Here is a 16,301-nt window from a genome sequence, read left to right as displayed (position 1 = left end):
TCGGCACGGCCGACAACGACACGAAGGCACGCGGCCGGGCGCACCCTGGTTTGACGAGACGACCCGGTTGCACCAGATCCTCGGTGCCGGGCCTGGACGGCGGAGAGGTCGACCGCGACCTGCACCGGCCGGTGGCCGAGCCGGTCGGTCCGGCCGGGTGAGCGTGGTGATCGCCGACGCGGGGAACTCGCGGTCGGCACCGAGGGCGAACTGTACGGCGGCGGGGAGAACACGGGGGTCAGCCACCCATTCACGCGATCACGTGGCTGACCCGGCGGTGTTCACGATGCTCGACGGCGTCGGGCGTTCACCGCCGGAGCGGTGTTTCCCCGGGTTCGACCGGGGCCTGGCTTGTGTGGTGTTTCGCGGTGGGGGCCCCGGGCGTAGTCCGAGCAGCAACGCGTGGCGTCGGGCGGCGCCGATGGCCGCAGTGCATGCCTCGGTGAACCAGATGATGTTGTAGTCCTCGTCCTTGGTCCCGGTGATATTGCCGGTCTCGGTCATGGGTACGCGCCCGACGCGGTTCCGGAGAAGGTCCGTGTTCCGGTGTCCCTCGTCACCTCGGAGCGCTCTGGTGTACGCGCGTTCAGACCAGGGGCCCACTGGTGTGACTTTCGTTTGCGCCGGGGCGCTGCCGGGAGCGGCGTACGGCGGAGAGCAGGCCGAGCACGATCCCGGCGCCGATCAGCGGCAGCCCACGGGCCCAGACGTCGGCTTCGACGCGGGTGGACAACAGGACGCACGACGCGGCGCCCAGGATCGGCAGGACGGTGGGGACGCGGAAATGCTCCCGCTCGTGCTCCCCGGGATTGCGGCGCAGCACGAGTACCGCGACGTTGACGGCGAGGAAGACCACCAGAAGCAGGAGGACCAGGGTCGAGGCGAGGGTGGCGACGTCACCGGTGAGGGCCAGGAGCAGGGACAGTCCGGTCGTCGTCGCGATCGCGGTCCACGGCGTGCGGCGGCTCGGCAGGACGCGGGCCAGGAAAGCCGGCAGCAGGCCGTCCCGGGCCATGCCGTACGTCAGTCGCGAGGACATGATGCCGGTCAACAGGGCGCCGTTGGCGACGGCGACCAGGGCGATGGCGCTGAACAGCCACTCGGGTACGCCACCGGCGATCTCGACCACTTCCAACAGCGGGCCGCTGGACGCCACCAGCCGGTCGGTGGGTACGACGGCGCTCGCGACGATGCCGACCAGCGCGTAGATCACGCCGGCCACGACCAGAGCACCGAAGAGGGCGCGCGGGTAGGAGCGTCGAGGGTTCCTGGTCTCCTCCGCGACGTTGACCGAGGTCTCGAACCCCACGAACGAGTAGTACGCGAGTACCGAACCGCTCAGCACCGCGCCGGCCGGCCCCTTGTCGTGGACGCCCAGCCGGGTCAGTCGCGACGGGTCGCCGTCGCCGCGCAGCATCACCCAGGCCCCCAGGCCGATGATCAGGATCAGGCCACCCGCCTCGATCAGTGTCGCCACGGAGTTCGCCCGCATCGACTCGCTGATGCCGCGTGCGTTGAGCAGGGCCAGGGCGATCAGGAACAACACCGCCACCAGTGCGATGGGGGCCGTGACGAACTCGGTCAGGTAGTCGCCACCGAAGGCCCGCGCCAACGCGCCGACCGACACGATGCCCGCCGCGAGCATGCAGAACCCGATCACGAAGCCCACGAACGGCCCGTACGCGAGGGTCGTGTAGTGCGAGGCACCGCCCGCCCGCGGGTACTTCGTGGCCAACTCCGCGTACGAACCCGCCGTCAACAGGGCGAGACACAACGCGACGACCAGCGGCACCCACACCGCCCCTCCGACCTCGCCGGCGACTTGGCCCACCAGGACGTACACGCCCGCGCCGAGCACATCGCCGAGGATGAAAAGGAACAGCAACGGCGTCGTCAAGGTCTTCTTGAGTCCGGGCCCGGCTGCCGCGACGGAGGGCACCATCGGTGTCTGCGATGTGGTCATGCGCACCCGTATGCCCCGAAGATCGATTCACAGACGCGGCACGGGCAGAGGTACGTCGAACGTTTCGGGTACGAGACGGCCAGGTTCGGGTAGTCGCCGCGCATGGCTCGACGACAGCAGTTGATCAACGCGTATGCCGAACGGGTTTGGGACGTACTCGCGGACGCGCGGCGCTATGCCGAGTGGGTCGTGGGCACCAAGCGCGTCGAAAGCGCCGATGACGCGTGGCCCGGCGAAGGGGCGCGTCTGGTGTACACGATCGGGTTCGGGCCGATCACGTTTCGGGACGAGTGCATCGTCCGGCTCTGCGAACCGGGCAGACGCCTGGAGCTGGAGGCGGTGGCTTCGCCGTTGGGGACGGCTCGCATCGGCATCGAACTGCTGCCGTGGGACACCGACACCCTGGTCCTGGTGGACGAGCATCCGCTCCGGGGCCCGGCCGCGCGTCTGCACGGCCCACCCGGCGAGTTCCTTCTGCACCTGCGCAACCGCAGGATGCTCCGCAACCTCGCCCGGGTCGCCGAGGAACCGTCGGAGGGCGAGTACGCTCCGGCGCCCGAAGCCGGCCCCCGATGACCGACGAGGCCGACGCGGTCGTCATCGGCGCCGGCCCGAACGGGCTGGTGGCGGCCAACATCCTCGCGGATCGCGGATGGCGGGTCGAGGTGCTGGAAGCCCGGGAGGCCCCCGGCGGCGCGGTGCACAGCGACCGCGAGGTGCATCCGGACTTCGTGAGCGACACCTTCAGTTCCTTCCACCCCCTTGCCGTTGCCTCGCCCGCGATCGCCGCACTGAACCTGCACGAGTTCGGACTTCGCTGGAGTCACGCCCCTTCGGTCCTGGCACACCCCCTCGCCGACGGACGATGTGCCGTCCTGCGGCGCGGCGTCGATGCCACGGCCACAGGGCTGGCAGCGGACTTCGGCACCGACGACGGGGCGGGGTGGCGCAGGCTGTCGGCGCTGTGGGACCGCTTGGACCCGCATCTGGTGAACGCGCTTCTGACTCCCTTCCCGCCGATTCGTTCCGGGATGGCGCTCGCGGCGCGACTCGGGCCGGCGGACGGCCTGCGGTTCGCGCGCATGATGGCCTTGTCTGTGCGCAGATTGGGCGAGGAGGAGTTCTCCGACGTCGGCGCCACGATGCTGTTGGCCGGCTGCGCGCTGCACGCGGATCTGGTGCCGGAGGCCGCCCCGAGCGCGGCATACGGCTGGCTCCTGGCCATGCTCGGCCAACAGTACGGTTGGCCCGTGCCGGTGGGCGGCGCGGGCACGTTGACCGACGCGCTGGTCCGACGCCTCACCGCCAAGGGCGGCAACGTCCGCTGCGGCACGCGGGTGACGTCGGTCGTCGTGCGCGGCGGTGCGGCTCTGGGCGTACGTACGGCGGACGGCGAGGCGGTGCGGGCGCGCCGGGCAGTGCTGGCCGACGTCCCGGCGCCGGCGCTGTACGGCGGGCTCGTCTCGTGGGACGACCTGCCCACGCGGCTGCGCGAGGACCTGCGCCGGTTCGCCTGGGACCCGGGGACGTTCAAGGTCGACTGGGCCCTCAACGGGCCGATCCCATGGACGGCGGACGCGGCGTCCGAAGCCGGCACCGTACATCTGTCCGGCGACCTCGCGGAACTCTCCGACTACGCCGTACAGGTGGCCTCGGGCAGACTGCCCGCCCGCGCGTTCCTGCTGCTGGGACAGATGACCACGACGGACCCCACCCGTTCCCCGGCCGGAACGGAATCCGCCTGGGCCTACACACACGTTCCCAGGCACGTCACCGAGGACCTCGACGGCCGCCTCACCGGACGCTGGGATCTCGCGGAGACGGAAGCGTACGCCGATCGCCTCGAAGCGCGGGTCGAGTCCTTCGCGCCGGGATTTCGCGCAAGGATCACCGCGCGCCGGATCATGTCCCCGCTCGCCTTGGAGGCGGCGAACGAGAGCCTGGTGGGCGGCGCCCTCAATGGCGGATCCGCCGCGCTGCACCAGCAGTTGGTCTTCCGGCCCGTCCCGGGCACGGGCGGATCGCGCACGCCGGTCCGCCGGCTGTATCTGGCCTCCGCATCCGCTCACCCCGGCGGCGGTGTGCACGGGGCCTGCGGCGCGAACGCCGCCCGCGCCGCGCTGCGCGCCGACCGCCTGGCGATCACCCGCGTCATCGGCTGTTGATCGCCCCCGCCGGGCACGTCGAGCGCTCGATCGCTTCGTGATCGATGTCGACGGGCGGTCTCGAGGTACCGTCGACCGAGGAAGGTGTGTGCGTGCGTAGCCCCGATGGGTTGCCGCTTGCCACCGGTGGGATTGCGGGGCCGCGGTCGTCTCGGTGACAAGCAGGCCCATGAGCGCTTCGGGGCCGCCGCCGCGCACGGCCGCGTTCGGCCGCGTTCGGGCGCCTCACGCGTATCCGCGTTTCGGTCGCCGTCTCCCGTGGGCTCAGGACGAATCATTCAGTCGGCGGTGGTCTTTCGCACTCCACTTGCGGGTGTCCCTCGGCCGGACGTAGGGCTCCTCGTCCTCGGGAAGGCCGCCGGCGATGGCGCGTCGGCGGGCGAGTTCGGCGTCGAACTCGAGCCCGAGCAGGACGGCGAGGTTGGTGATCCACAACCACACCAGGAAGATGATCACTCCCGCGAGTGTCCCGTAGGTCTTGTTGTAGGAGGCGAAGTTCGCGACGTAGAAGGCGAAGCCGGCGGAGGCGAGCATCCAGATCGCCAGGGCGAGGAAGCTGCCGGGGGTGATCCATCTGAAGCCGCGGCCCTCGGCGTTGGGCGCGGCCCAGTACAGGATCGCGACCATGATCGTCACCAGCAGGACCAGGACCGGCCACTTCGCGATCGACCACGCCGTCAGCGCGCCGTCGCCGATACCCAGTGCGGTGCCCACCTGTCGCGCCAGGGAACCGGTGAATACCACGATCAGCGCACTGGCGCAGGCGAGAATCATCAGCACGACGGTCAGGCCGAGGCGCAGCGGGAGGACCTTCCACACCGGCCGGCCCTCGGGCATGTCGTAGACGGCGTTGGAGGCCCGGATGAACGCGGCGACATAGCTGGAGGCGGACCACACGGCGACCACCAGGCCCACCACCGCCAGGAGCGAGCCCAAGCCACCGTTGTTCTGCAACTGGCGCACCGCGTCGGTGATCACATCGCGTGCCGAGCCGGGGGCCCACTTGTTCAGGTTGTCCAGCACCCGGTCGGTGGTCGATTCGCCGGCGATACCCAACAGGGAGACCAACACCAGCAGGGCGGGGAACAGTGCCAGTACGCCGTAGTAGGTCAGGGCCGCGGCCCGGTCGGCGAGTTCGTCGTCCTTGAACTCCTTGACCGTGCCGCGCAGCACCGCGAGCCAGGCCCGCTTGGGCAACTCGCTCGGCTGATCGGGTGCGCGTTCCTCGACCTGCTCGGACGGGCCAACGTCCTCGGGGCGGCCTTCGGCGTCGTCACGGTTGTGGTCGTCCTCGTGTCCCGGCCGCGGTGCGTGTGTCATGCCTGACGAGTTTCCGTCTTGGCGGCCCGCATGCCGATTTTGACATTCCTGATGGGGCTCGGGTCCGAGTCCGCCATGGACGACCATCCGCGGCTCGTGCAGACGGTCCTGGACACCACCGAACCGAGAATTCTGGTGGAGTTCTACCGCCTACTGCTTGGACTGTCGTATCGACCCAGCGACGAACCCCCCCGTGGAGGGGGCGTCCGACGAAGCCGACGGGCTCGTCCTGCGCGATGCCGACGGAACGAACAAGCTCGCCTTTCGGCGCGTCGACCACCTGACGCGGACGACGTGCCTCGGCACGACGTCCTGATGCAGATGCACCTGGATCTCGCCGTCCCGGGCACGACCGATCTGCATACGCAGCGTGAGCGCGTGCAGTCTCGGGACGCGGTTCCTGCCTGACGAGCACGACGACCCCGACGAACCGCTGTATGTGTTCGCGGACCCCTCTGGTTATCCGTTCCGCATCTTTGTCGCCTGACCGGCCCCCGGTCGGGACCAGCCGCGTTCTCGGCGCCGGCCCGGCCGCCGGCGGCCTGGTTGCGATGTTCGTCGGTGGGTTCTCGCGCGCTGCCACGGCATATCGCCGAATCCGGGCCCCGAGAACCGCATCCGCCCGGACACGGCACCCCCAAGCCCAGTCATCGGCCCGCCACCCCGCCGGCCCCCGGCCGCCCTCGGTTCCAAGCGTTTGCCCAGGCCCCCAACCCCGGTCCCCTCGACGAAGCGCTACCGGTACCGGTCCTGCGTGCCGGGGGCTGTGTCGTCGCGGCCGCCGGCTCCGAGCAGTCCGGTCGCGTCGAACGTGTGGTGCGCGGCGAGGCGCGGAAGTTCGGTGCGGGCCAGGCGGGTGACCAACGGCGGCAGGGCGGCGCGGACCGGCTGCAGTGCCCTGAGCCATGCGGGGGCGTAGACCGCGCAGGAGCGTCGTTCCACGGCTCGCACCATCCTGGAGGCGACGGTGCGCGCCGGGTAGACCTTGCGGGCCGGCCGGGGCATGTGCGCGCGCAACTCCCGCAGGACCGGGTGCTGGTCGGCGTCTCGGATCATGTCGGTGTCGGTCCAGTTCAGGTAGGCGACGCCCACTCCGACGCCCTCATGGGCGAGTTCCGCTCCCAGGGCGTGGGCGAACGATTCGACACCGGCCTTGGACGCGCAGTAAGCGGTCATCATGGGCGAGGCGCCCATGGCCGCCAGGGATGCGATCTGCAGGTAGTAGCCCCGGGAGGCGAGCAGGTCGGGCAGGAACGCCCTGGCGGTGATCGAGCTGCCGATCAGATTCACCTCGATCACACGCCGCCAGGTCGCGGGGTCGGACTCGGCGAACGGCCCACCCTCGGCCACTCCGGCGTTGGCGACGACCACCGACGGCGCACCCAACCGCTCGCGCACCTGTGCGGCGGTGCGGTGCATCGCCGCATCATCGGTGACATCGACCTCCCACCAGTCGGCTCGCCCCGGCAGGGACCGCGCGACGCGCTCCAGGGACCGCGCGTTGTGCCCGAGCAGCGCCACGACCGCGCCACGCTCTGCCAGTCCAACGGCCACGGCCGCGCCCAAGCCGCGCCCGGCCCCGGTCACGACGGCGACGCGCCCAGCCAGGGGTCGTGCCCTTTTTCGACCGATTACCGACATCCCGCCAGCCTACGTAGACGAGGTCTCGCGGGCCACACGGCGCTCGCGAGGCCCGTTCCGGGCGGGGGCCGGGGCCGGGAACCCGGGCGCCGTCGATTCCCGGTGGCGGCGACATGGCACCGCTTGGCGACCGTGCCCTCGTCCGGGCGTGGTTCGACGGCGGGGCCGGCACCTCTCGCCGGGGCGATGGGTGCCGGCCCCGCCGTCGTGGGGTTCTCGGGTCGATCGGTCAGACTTCGCCCCGCCAGGCGCCGGTCGCGGTGCCTCGGGATTCGATGAACGTCTTGAAGCGTTCGAGGTCGCCCTTGGCCTGACGGCGGACGAATCCGAGTTTGTCGCCGACGGTGTCGGCGATGCCGTGGGGGTCGTGGTCGAGTTGCAGCATGATCTTGGTGTGGGTGTCGCCCAAGCGGTGGAAGGTGACCACGCCGGCTTGGTGCACCTCGCCCTCGACGGTGGTCCAGGCCACGCGTTCGTCGGGGATCTGCTCGGTGACGGCGGCGTCGAACTCGCGCTTGACGCCGTGGACGTTGGTGGTCCAGTGGGTGAGCGTGGGGGTGCGCTGCTCGATGCGTTCGACGCCGTCCATGAATTGGGGGAAGTCCTCGAACTGCGTCCACTGGTTGTAGGCGACGGTGACGGGAACGTCCACTTCGATGGATTCCTCGATCTGGGACACGCGGCCAACCTTCCTCGATGACGTCGGTGTGACGGTGGACCGCTGCCCGATTTCTCCCTCCCGACACGCTTCACGGCGTGGAGGAGCCCGTGCGTCGGACCCCTTCGTCCGGTTCGCCGACTGGTGCGACACCACGACGGACCCCCGCCCCCTGGCGATCGGTTGGCGAGGCTGCCCCACGAAGTCTGGTTGGACTGGAGGTTCCAGGTCGCGAACTTCACCGAATGGCGGACCATGTCCACCCGCCTGGCGCGGAGCCACCCCAACGTGCAATGGAGCCCGTACGCCAACAGCGGACTGGACTGCGTCGGATACACCGGCAAGACCACCTACCCGCAGGCTTGTCCGCACACCGAGAACGCGCCGCCGATGGTCATGCTCGGCAACCTGCATGATTTCGCCACCGTCCACCCCTGGTCACGGGGCGCGGCGAAGGCGACCGGCGCGACCCTGGTCACATACGAGGGCTACTGGCACACCGTGTACCCGTCCACCTCCGCCGCCGGGCCGAGCACCTGCGTCAACGAGCTGATCGACGACTACCTGATCAACCTCAAGGTCCCGGCCGAGGGCACGAGTTGCCCAGCCGTCGACAAGCCGGGCGGCAATGCGCCCGCAGGACAGGGATGACCGTGCGGGACCACCGATAGCCACACGGCACCTCGAAAGCCTTCCTGTCAGCATCGACCCGCGAGGTCGTACGGTACCGGCGGCGTCCCCAGCGACATCCCCGAACGGCGCGATCCGCGCCTCCCTCCGCGTCCCCTGGTGGGGACACCCGGTCACGGGCGTCCCCACCACACGACCGGGACGGGTGCGGGACCAACAGGAAGGCGAGTCGGTCCGGCGCTCGCCGCACACGCGATCCGGGCATCATGCCGGCGACCGCGTCCCGTGTGTACCACCGTGCCGTCTACCTTTGGTTCGCCTTCGACGTACCCAGCCGCCGCCGCCGGCGGCGGTCGGGGACTATCAAGGAGGAGGACTCGGCTCTTCCAAGGCTTTCGTATGCGTTGATCGTTGCGGGACTCCGATGACGTGGCACGGTCGTCGGGGGCAGGCTGGTGATGTGTGTCATCGAGGTGGAGGGCTTGTTGCCGAAGTTGTCGGTGCGTCGGTTGTACGGCGAGAACCCGGACTGTGGGAAGACGACGTTCGGCGAGCAGGTCGAAGGGCTGATCGAGCGGTATCAGCGGCGCACCCCGGCCCTGCGCCGGGTGGTCGAGGCGGTTGCGGTGGCGCCGACAGGGTCAGCTGTTGTCCCTGATATCGGCCGCCTCGTCGGGTGCGAACGTCACGTCCGCAAAGGTCGTCCGGCATCCGGGGCCGTTCGGTGACTGCGCGAGGAATCCGACCTCGACCGGCATGTCGATCGGTGTTCCCAGGCTGCATACGCGACCAGCCACGTCCGGCCGTCGGCCGAGCTGTGCAGGGCGAACGCGTGGGTCATACGGGAAACGCGCAGGTATACGGCACCCCCTGCTACGTCCCAGGAGTTCGCGTCGTCGGACGCCCCGCGTGTCACGACCGAGACGAAGCTTCCCCGGCCCGCGGGCGAGAACTCGAAGCACAGCTTCAGCCAAGTCCAGAATGTCGTGCCGGTCGATCCCCGATGCGTCGGCAAGTGGTCGCGCACGTCCACGGTACGGTCCGCGAGGCCGGCGAGGAGCCGAGGGGTGATGTCGTTGTCGATCTGCGCGCCCCAGGACTTCCAGAACCGCGCGAGGTTGTTCTTTCGATTTCCTTCGCGGTGCACCCCGTTGCGCCGCTCCCAGTGGTACGAGGTGACCTTCGGGTCGATCACCGTGCGGTAGCCGAGCCGCCTCGCCCGCATCTGGTAGTCGAAGTCCGCGCAGGTTCTTCCTTGTGTACACGGTCGGCCGCGTCCTGATGAAGGCTCGGGATTCTTGAGATCCGCGGCGACCTTGCCCCCATCGAGCGCGAACAACTCGAGTGGAACCTCCGCACCTTGCTGATCCCCCTTGGCGACCAACCGCAGACACCGACGACGGACTGAGGCGACCCGTGCGGCGGGTGGCGCGCGAGCGACGCTCGGAGCGCCACGTTCCCGGCCGGCCGGTCTGTGCGAGGAGGATGTGGAGGTTGTACGCGGCGAAGGTGTTGCCGGCGGCGACCGCACGGCGGAACCACTCCTCCGCCTCCGCCGTACGGCCGTACGCGTGGAGGAAGACGCCCAGGTTGGGAGCGGCGAGGTTGCTCCCGAGCCGCGTTGCGGAACGTATCCTCGCCTCCTCGAGACGGCCGGAATCGGTGAGCAGGGGGAGGCCCAGGTTGTACGCGGCGTCGGCGTCGCCGGTGTCTGAGGCGCGGCGGTACCACTTCTCGGCTTCGGTGGTGTCGCCGGATTCGGCGAGCAGGAAGCCCAGTTGGAAGGCGACTGGTACCGACCGGGGCCGCCGGCCGGCGCGGCAACCCGGGAGCGAGGTCGTTGGCTGCCTTCGCGCTGAAGAACTTCACCGAGCGCGGGGAAGAGGGTGAGGATTCGATGAGCACCGTTGGACAGCCAGGCCACGGCAGTACCGATTCGGCGGGCAAACTCGTCTCACGAGCGTCGCAGCAGACTGGCGGGGGATTGGCGTTGAGAGTGCGCCGCAGGAGGTGGTGTCGGCGTTGGTGGAGTGTGGCCATCGCGACGAACTCCGTTTCCAGGCGCGGGCGGGGGAATGGTGTTGCGCGGGACTGGGCGTCGGCCGGCCGCGCGGGGTGAGCGGGACGGGGCGCTGGGGGCGTAGGCCGTTCGCCGACACCGGCTGGTGGGTGGCGGTGGAGACGGTCGCGAAGCACCTGGCCCGGTGAGGGCGCACGGCGGAGGCGATGGCCCTGGTCCGCCCGGCGGCGCAGCGCGGCCAAGGGTCCGCGATCAAGCGGCCGGCGGCATTGTCGGCCGGCGAAGGCCGGCTCGACGAGGCGATCGCGGTTCTGGCCCCACACACCTCGGACATGTTCCGCGCCCGGGAGTTGCTCGACCTCACCGCCGGACGCGGTCGTGCCGACACGGTGCTGCGCCTGTTGCCCGCGGTGCCCGCCGAACCGGCGTTCGGGGAGTTCCCCCGAGATCGTGGGTCTGCCCGCCGAGGTGTTGGAGCGCCAAGGCCGCGTCGACGAGTCCCCGGCCCTGTTGGCCACTCGCGCGGTTGCCCGCGGTCCAGCCCGGGAGTCGACGGGCCCGCCCGGGCGTCACGGTTCGAGGTCGACGACCCCCCTGCCGCCCGGCATGTCCAGCGGCACGGAGACCTGGTCGTGCGTGATCAGCCAATCGCCGTCGATCTTCCGGAAGCAGAAGGTGACCCGGACCCACATGCCGCCCATTGCCGTCCCGTCGGGCAGTGTGCCGCTGAGGCGACCGAAGGCGTGCGTGAACGCCACGTCTTCGCCCACTGTGGGCATCAGGTGGCGCAGCTCGTAGGTCACCTCCCGGAAGAACGTGAACACGTTCGCCCAGTTCTTGAGTTTCGCGTCGATCCCCACGTGCTGGAGCGGCGGATCGATGTCGAAGGACACGACGTCCGCGGAGTAGAGCCGCCTCAGGCCCTCAAGGTTCTTGGCCCGGATCGCGTCGACGATCCGGCCGATGTGGTGGCGGATGGCGGCTTCGTCCGTCTCGCGCTGTGTGGGTGTGGCTGTCCGTCCTTCCGTGCTGTGGGCGACGACGTGGTCCAGCAGTGTGTCCAGGGCGCTGACGTGGTGGGCGCCCGGGGTGAGTGTCGCGTGGTCCTCGAAGTCGGTGTGCAGGGACAGCGAGACCTGCCGGGTCACGGCACCCATGTGGAGCAGCTCGCACAGTGTCCGCAGCTGCCGGGCCGCGCGGGTGCCGCCCCCACCGCCGTAGGAGACGAACCCGACGGCCTTGTGGGTCCACTCCGCGTACAGGTAGTCGATGGCGTTCTTGAGGACGCCGGGGATGGAGGCGTTGTACTCCGGGGTGACCATGACGAATCCGTCGAAGCGGGCGATGGTGTCCGCCCATGCCCGGGTGTGCCCGTGCCGATAGCGCCCGGCGAGCGCGGGCAGTGGCTCGTCCAGGTGCGGCAGCGGGTGGTCGAGCAGGTCGATCACCTCGAATTCGGCGTCGCCGCGGCGGGTCGCCCGCTCGTGGACCCACCGGGCGACCTGGTCGCCCTTGCGGCCGGGGCGGGTGCTGCCGATGAGTATTCCGATCCTGGTCATCGCTGTCTCCCGAGGTGTCCTGCCCGGGCTCTCCGGGCCGGTGGTGTCTGTGACCAGTACGACGACGCGGCCCCGCGGAACGTCAGGGGGAGTCGTGGACCTGACAATCGGACGTGCTCTCTCGTCGGACCGGTGAGGGACGATCCGAACTTGGGGAGCCATCGAAACCATGACCGATCACGCGGCATCACGGCACGACGAGTCGGACGCGGGCTTGGGCGCGATCATCAGCGAGCGGCGGCGGCTGATCGGTCTCGCCTACCGGCTCCTCGGTTCCCTGGCCGAGGCCGAGGATGCGGTCCAGGAGACCTACACCCGCTGGTACGCCATGTCCCGACAGCGGCAGGACGCCATCGACTCGCCCGGCGCCTGGCTGACGACGGTCGCCACCCGCGTGTGCCTGGACCTCCTCGGCTCGGCGCGTGTGCGGCGCGAGCGCTACGTGGGCGAATGGATCCCGGAGCCGCTGCCCGAGCGGACCGACTGGATCAGCGGGCGCCCGGGTACCGCCGCGACCGACCCCGCGGACCCGGCCGACCGGGTCACGCTCGACGAGTCGGTGAGCATGGCGTTTCTCGTCGTCCTCGAATCCATGACCCCTGCCCAGCGGGTCGCGCTCATCCTGCACGACGTCTTCGGCTTCTCGTTCGCCGAGATCGCCGTGATCACCGGCCGTACCCCGGCGGCGTGCCGCGAACTGGCCTCCTCCGCCCGGCGCCGTGTACGAACCTCCCGGCCCCCCGAGGTTCCGGCGGCCCACCAGGCGGGCCTCGTCGCGGACTTCAAGCGGGCGTGGGACGCACAGGACATCAATGCCCTCGTCGGTCTCCTCGCCCCCGGTGCCACCTTCACGGTGGACGGCGGCGGCGTGGTCGCCGCCGCACTCCACCCGATCGAGGGCGGCGAGGGGATCGCGCGGTACCTCGCGGACCTCGCCGTCCGGGCGTCCGGCGGCCTGATGGTCCTGGAGCGCACGGTCAACGGTCGAGCCGGACTGGTGATCGAGCACGAGGGCGTCATCGTGGCGGTGTACGCGTTCGACGTCGCGGACGACCGGATCACGCGCATCTGGGCGGTGCGCAACCCCGACAAACTCCACCCGTGGACGGCGGGCTGACCGCAGGACCGGTTCAAAGTCGGGGCTGGTGTGCGAAGTTGCCGGTCCCAACAGTTCGCCTTCATGACCATCCGAACACGGACGTTCGTCGGAGCCCCGAACGACGCACCCGTCCCCGACGCGTTGCCTCTCCCGTCGTGGACGAGAGCGACGACGTACGTTGCCCGACCCGGAGGGCGCCGGACGATCCGTCTGCTTCGGCGAGTGCGGCCCGCCGACCCAGCCGGTGTCGTCGGCGACGGATGCCTGGTTCGAGGAAGATGACAAGGCCGAAACCCTGGTGAACACCGCACGACGCCCGCTTCCTCGTGTCGGGCGGGGTCGGCTCGACGCGTATCCGAATCACACGAGGCGCAGGGTGACGTGTGTGATGTGGTGGCGCGGTTCCTCTCGGATGTCGATGCTTTCGGCGAGGTGTTCCACGATGGCCAGGCCTCGACCGGGTTCGCCGTCGGCGCATGGGGGGAGGGCGCTCGTTCGGCTCGCCGGAGTCGACGACCCCGACGCTCAGGACACGGTCGGTCAGGACCAGGATGGTCGCCATGTCGGCGCGGCCGTGCCGGGCGGCGTTGGCGGCCGGTTCGCCGACGATCAGGACGGCGGAGTCCAGGTCGTCTCCGGTCACACCCCAGGAGGCCAGGAGGGCGTGGGCGAATCGGCGGGCGTCGGAGACCCGGCACTCCTGGGCGGGCAGGGCCCGCGGCGGCGCACCGGCGCGGGGCCCCGGGTGGGGGTGGTTGCGTGGTGGTCGGTGACGGTGTCCGGTGGCGAAGCTCTCCGGTCTGGGCCGGCGGCGTTGCGTCCGGTGGGACGAACATGGCGAGGCTCGCGATCTATATCGGTCCCGACCCCCGAGGGGGTGACACCGCGGCACCGACCCCAGGGCAGTGCTGCGCCGCCGAATCACCGATGGCGGCCCGCCCCCAACCCCAACCCCAACCCCAACCCTCACCCCACCCCGACCACCGACGGCGAACTCGTGAAACCACCAAACGAGACGACGACACAGTTCGTTTCCATCCGCTGGGAAACGCCTGAGCACGCCCGATGGTCCCGCTGCCCGTACCCTGCCGGGGCGGCGACCGGCGGCGCGTGGCGCGCCGTCACGGGAGCGATGTCGTCCCGCGATCGGGCCACCGGAAATCGGGGTCCGCCGTGGTGCGGAATCCGCTCCGTCCGCGTCGGGCCGGCATCGCGCGCGATGTCCCGGCCACTTTTCACGCCCGCCGGCCGACTGGTAACTTGCCTACTCCCTATAGCCGTTCGTCAAGGGACGCCCGTGACAGAGGACGACCACGCGCAGTCGTTGGCGGAGGAACTCGGCCACGCTCTTCAAGGGTATATGTCCGTTCTCGGCGAGATGGCGATGGCAAGGTCGTTGGACAACGGCGTGCACGGGCCGAACGCCTACTTCGAAGAAACCCGACGAAGAAGCAGACGACTTCTGTCGGTGGTCCACCGGGAACTCGCGAAGCAGGTGGGGGCCGCCGCGGAGCGTGCCGCGGGTGTCGAGGTCGCCTCGGGCCGTCCGGCGAGCGTGGTCGATATCCTCAGGTTCCTGCCGGACCACGTGTCCACCGTCCCGGACCGCGCCGATGTACCCACGCTGGAATCCGACCCGCCCGCGGTGGTCCTCGCTGATCAACTCGCCCGGGGAGCGCGGGGAATCGCCGACCAAGTGCCCATGGACGACGCGGGCGCCCATCCCATGGCCTGGCAGCTGTTGGAGGTGGCCGTAGGCGCGGCCAGGCGGCCCGAACATGCGAAGGACGTCCGCCCGCTCCGGTACGCCATCGAGATGTACGTCGAGGCCGAGTGCATGTCTCGCGATCCGTCCTGGCGAGTCCGTGAGCGCGCCTCGGAGCCGCAACTGGCCGCGGAAACCTGGGTTGTGCGGTGGATGACCGAGGCGACCGCCGAATTCCTCGACAAGACGACCGAGGTGTTCGTCGCCCGGCGCGACGACTACCTGCCCGCACGCGCGGAGGGCGTCGCCGGCGGCGTGGCGCGGATGTACGCCCAACGTGGGCAGGGGCAATCCGTGGCACAGTCCGGGGAGTTGCCCGACAGGACCGCGGGTGGTCGTCCGGTGCCCGTAGTCGGAGCGAGGGCGAAGACAGGTGCCCGGCATGCCGACGGCGCCCCGGTGGCGGGCCGCGTTTCGAACGCGCCGGCCGAAGTCAACAGGGTCGAACCGGCGGCCCCGGCACCGGGCGCGAAGAGCGCGACCTCTTCGTCCCCGACGCCCGCCCACCACGTTGCCGCCATCGGCATGCGGGCGGTGGACAAGAACCTGTCGGCCGCACCACCTCCCGCGATCGGTCCGGGGAGCAGCGACGCCGCCGTCAACACCACCCGCGAAACACGCATCCCCACCCGCGCCCAAACCGCCCGAATGACCAGGTAGACGCACGTAGCCTGGTGCGTGTCCGCACGCGGTGGTCACGCGGATCCGCACGTAGCCGGTGCGGGGAACGCGGCCGATCGATTCCGATCGGCGGTCGGCGGTCGGCGGTCGGCGCCGCGTCGCACGACGTGCTGACCACCGGCCGACGCCCGGAGCATCACACGCTCTGCCCGGCGATCCCGGCCCCGCCGAACCCCGGCGTGACACCCGGCGCCGTACGCGCGTCGTCACCGTGTCGCTTCGTGTCGGAAACGATCGGCCTGCCTGTTGCCTGTTGCCTCCTGCCTGCCGTCTGCGGTCTGCCGTCTGCCGCCGATCGGCGACCGGGCGACCGGCAACCGCCCGGATGCTGGTCCGTGGCCGCTTCGGGTGCGCCGGGGTTGCCACGCGGCAGTGCTACCGCAGGCACGAGAGTCGCGAGGGGAGGGTCAGCGCCAGGGCGCCACCGGCCACGGCGAACGATACGGAGGGCGACCCGGGCCGGGAGCGATGCGCCCAGGACGCTAATGTCCAGGGGCACCAGGGTCAAGGCGCCGACGGCGGGTGCCGAGGATGACGCCGGCCGCCGAGGTGACGACTGCCCCGGCCGCCACCATGCGTAGTACTCGGCGTCTCCCGGCTCCGACGAGCCGGTGGAGCGCGAACTCGCGGCGGCGCCCAGCGACGGAAGCCGCTGGGAAGGGCCGGGCCGTGCTTGGAGATCCCTTCCGTCCGCTCAACGGAGGTTCCCCGGACTGTGTTTGGAAGCTGCCGCGCCGGGAGCCTGATGTCGTCCGGAAGACCTGAGATCGAGGACCCGCGCATCCCACGACCCGCGCCGT

15 protein-coding genes are annotated in these 16,301 nt (G+C 70.4%); 6 read left to right on the top strand and 9 right to left on the bottom strand.

Going from position 1 to position 16,301, the window contains the following annotated elements; all coding sequences use genetic code 11:
* Positions 1-258: 258 nt before the first annotated feature.
* Positions 259-504 carry a hypothetical protein gene (locus ACZ4FV_RS25990; RefSeq protein ID WP_465323342.1) on the bottom strand — a complete coding sequence of 82 codons (246 nt, stop codon included), beginning with the start codon at positions 502-504 and terminating at the stop codon, positions 259-261.
* An 82-nt stretch (positions 505-586) separates the two neighbouring features.
* Positions 587-1,963, bottom strand: coding sequence for an APC family permease (locus tag ACZ4FV_RS25985; protein WP_465323341.1), 1,377 nt, complete (start codon positions 1,961-1,963; stop codon positions 587-589).
* A 102-nt stretch (positions 1,964-2,065) separates the two neighbouring features.
* Here ACZ4FV_RS25985 and ACZ4FV_RS25980 point away from each other — a divergent pair, with 102 nt between their 5' ends.
* Positions 2,066-2,539, top strand: coding sequence for an SRPBCC family protein (locus ACZ4FV_RS25980; RefSeq protein WP_465323340.1), 474 nt, complete (start codon positions 2,066-2,068; stop codon positions 2,537-2,539).
* Positions 2,536-4,128, top strand: a complete 1,593-nt coding sequence (locus tag ACZ4FV_RS25975) for a phytoene desaturase family protein (RefSeq protein ID WP_465323339.1) — start codon at positions 2,536-2,538, stop codon at positions 4,126-4,128. The genes ACZ4FV_RS25980 and ACZ4FV_RS25975 overlap by 4 nt, the downstream gene beginning before the upstream one ends.
* Positions 4,129-4,392: 264 nt before the next feature.
* Here the strand turns inward: ACZ4FV_RS25975 and ACZ4FV_RS25970 are convergent, their stop codons facing one another.
* Entirely contained in the window at positions 4,393-5,448 is a 1,056-nt protein-coding gene (locus ACZ4FV_RS25970) for a YihY/virulence factor BrkB family protein (RefSeq protein WP_402235046.1), read from the bottom strand.
* 30 nt (positions 5,449-5,478) lie between these two features.
* Between ACZ4FV_RS25970 and ACZ4FV_RS25965 the strand changes: the two genes are divergently transcribed.
* Positions 5,479-5,856 (top strand): VOC family protein, encoded by a 378-nt coding sequence (locus tag ACZ4FV_RS25965; RefSeq protein ID WP_465323361.1) that lies wholly within the window; start codon positions 5,479-5,481, stop codon positions 5,854-5,856.
* Between the two features lie 327 nt (positions 5,857-6,183).
* On the opposite strand, the gene ACZ4FV_RS25960 is transcribed toward ACZ4FV_RS25965, so the two are convergent.
* Both ACZ4FV_RS25960 and ACZ4FV_RS25955 read right to left on the bottom strand, forming a co-directional pair.
* Positions 6,184-7,089, bottom strand: a complete 906-nt coding sequence (locus ACZ4FV_RS25960; RefSeq protein ID WP_465323338.1) for an SDR family oxidoreductase — start codon at positions 7,087-7,089, stop codon at positions 6,184-6,186.
* A gap of 229 nt (positions 7,090-7,318) precedes the next feature.
* Positions 7,319-7,768 carry an SRPBCC family protein gene (locus tag ACZ4FV_RS25955; RefSeq protein WP_402235040.1) on the bottom strand — a complete coding sequence of 150 codons (450 nt, stop codon included), beginning with the start codon at positions 7,766-7,768 and terminating at the stop codon, positions 7,319-7,321.
* A 189-nt stretch (positions 7,769-7,957) separates the two neighbouring features.
* Between ACZ4FV_RS25955 and ACZ4FV_RS25950 the strand changes: the two genes are divergently transcribed.
* The gene (locus tag ACZ4FV_RS25950) at positions 7,958-8,398 is read left to right on the top strand and encodes an alpha/beta hydrolase (protein WP_465323337.1); all 441 of its coding nucleotides are present in this window, start codon (positions 7,958-7,960) and stop codon (positions 8,396-8,398) included.
* 664 nt (positions 8,399-9,062) lie between these two features.
* On the opposite strand, the gene ACZ4FV_RS25945 is transcribed toward ACZ4FV_RS25950, so the two are convergent.
* A complete protein-coding gene (locus ACZ4FV_RS25945; RefSeq protein ID WP_465323336.1) occupies positions 9,063-9,716 on the bottom strand; it encodes a glycosyltransferase family 2 protein in 654 nt (217 codons plus the stop codon).
* A 1,250-nt stretch (positions 9,717-10,966) separates the two neighbouring features.
* On the bottom strand, positions 10,967-11,956 hold the full coding sequence (locus tag ACZ4FV_RS25940; protein ID WP_465323335.1) for an NAD(P)H-dependent oxidoreductase: 990 nt from the start codon (positions 11,954-11,956) through the stop codon (positions 10,967-10,969).
* A 169-nt stretch (positions 11,957-12,125) separates the two neighbouring features.
* On the opposite strand from ACZ4FV_RS25940, the gene sigJ reads away from it, so the two are divergent.
* Positions 12,126-13,073, top strand: coding sequence for an RNA polymerase sigma factor SigJ (sigJ, locus tag ACZ4FV_RS25935; RefSeq protein WP_465323334.1), 948 nt, complete (start codon positions 12,126-12,128; stop codon positions 13,071-13,073).
* Between the two features lie 61 nt (positions 13,074-13,134).
* Here the strand turns inward: sigJ and ACZ4FV_RS25930 are convergent, their stop codons facing one another.
* Positions 13,135-13,947 carry an ATP-binding protein gene (locus ACZ4FV_RS25930; protein ID WP_465323333.1) on the bottom strand — a complete coding sequence of 271 codons (813 nt, stop codon included), beginning with the start codon at positions 13,945-13,947 and terminating at the stop codon, positions 13,135-13,137.
* Between the two features lie 405 nt (positions 13,948-14,352).
* On the opposite strand from ACZ4FV_RS25930, the gene ACZ4FV_RS25925 reads away from it, so the two are divergent.
* On the top strand, positions 14,353-15,480 hold the full coding sequence (locus tag ACZ4FV_RS25925) for a hypothetical protein (protein ID WP_465323332.1): 1,128 nt from the start codon (positions 14,353-14,355) through the stop codon (positions 15,478-15,480).
* Positions 15,481-15,983: 503 nt separating this feature from the next.
* Here ACZ4FV_RS25925 and ACZ4FV_RS25920 read toward each other — a convergent pair.
* Positions 15,984-16,289, bottom strand: a complete 306-nt coding sequence (locus tag ACZ4FV_RS25920) for an FtsX-like permease family protein (RefSeq protein WP_465323331.1) — start codon at positions 16,287-16,289, stop codon at positions 15,984-15,986.
* Between the last annotated feature and the right edge of the window lie 12 nt (positions 16,290-16,301).

The organism is Embleya sp. NPDC025285 (genome assembly GCF_055558835.1).
Note: the sequence above shows the minus strand (reverse complement) of the source record. Positions and strands in the feature narration are given on the sequence as shown.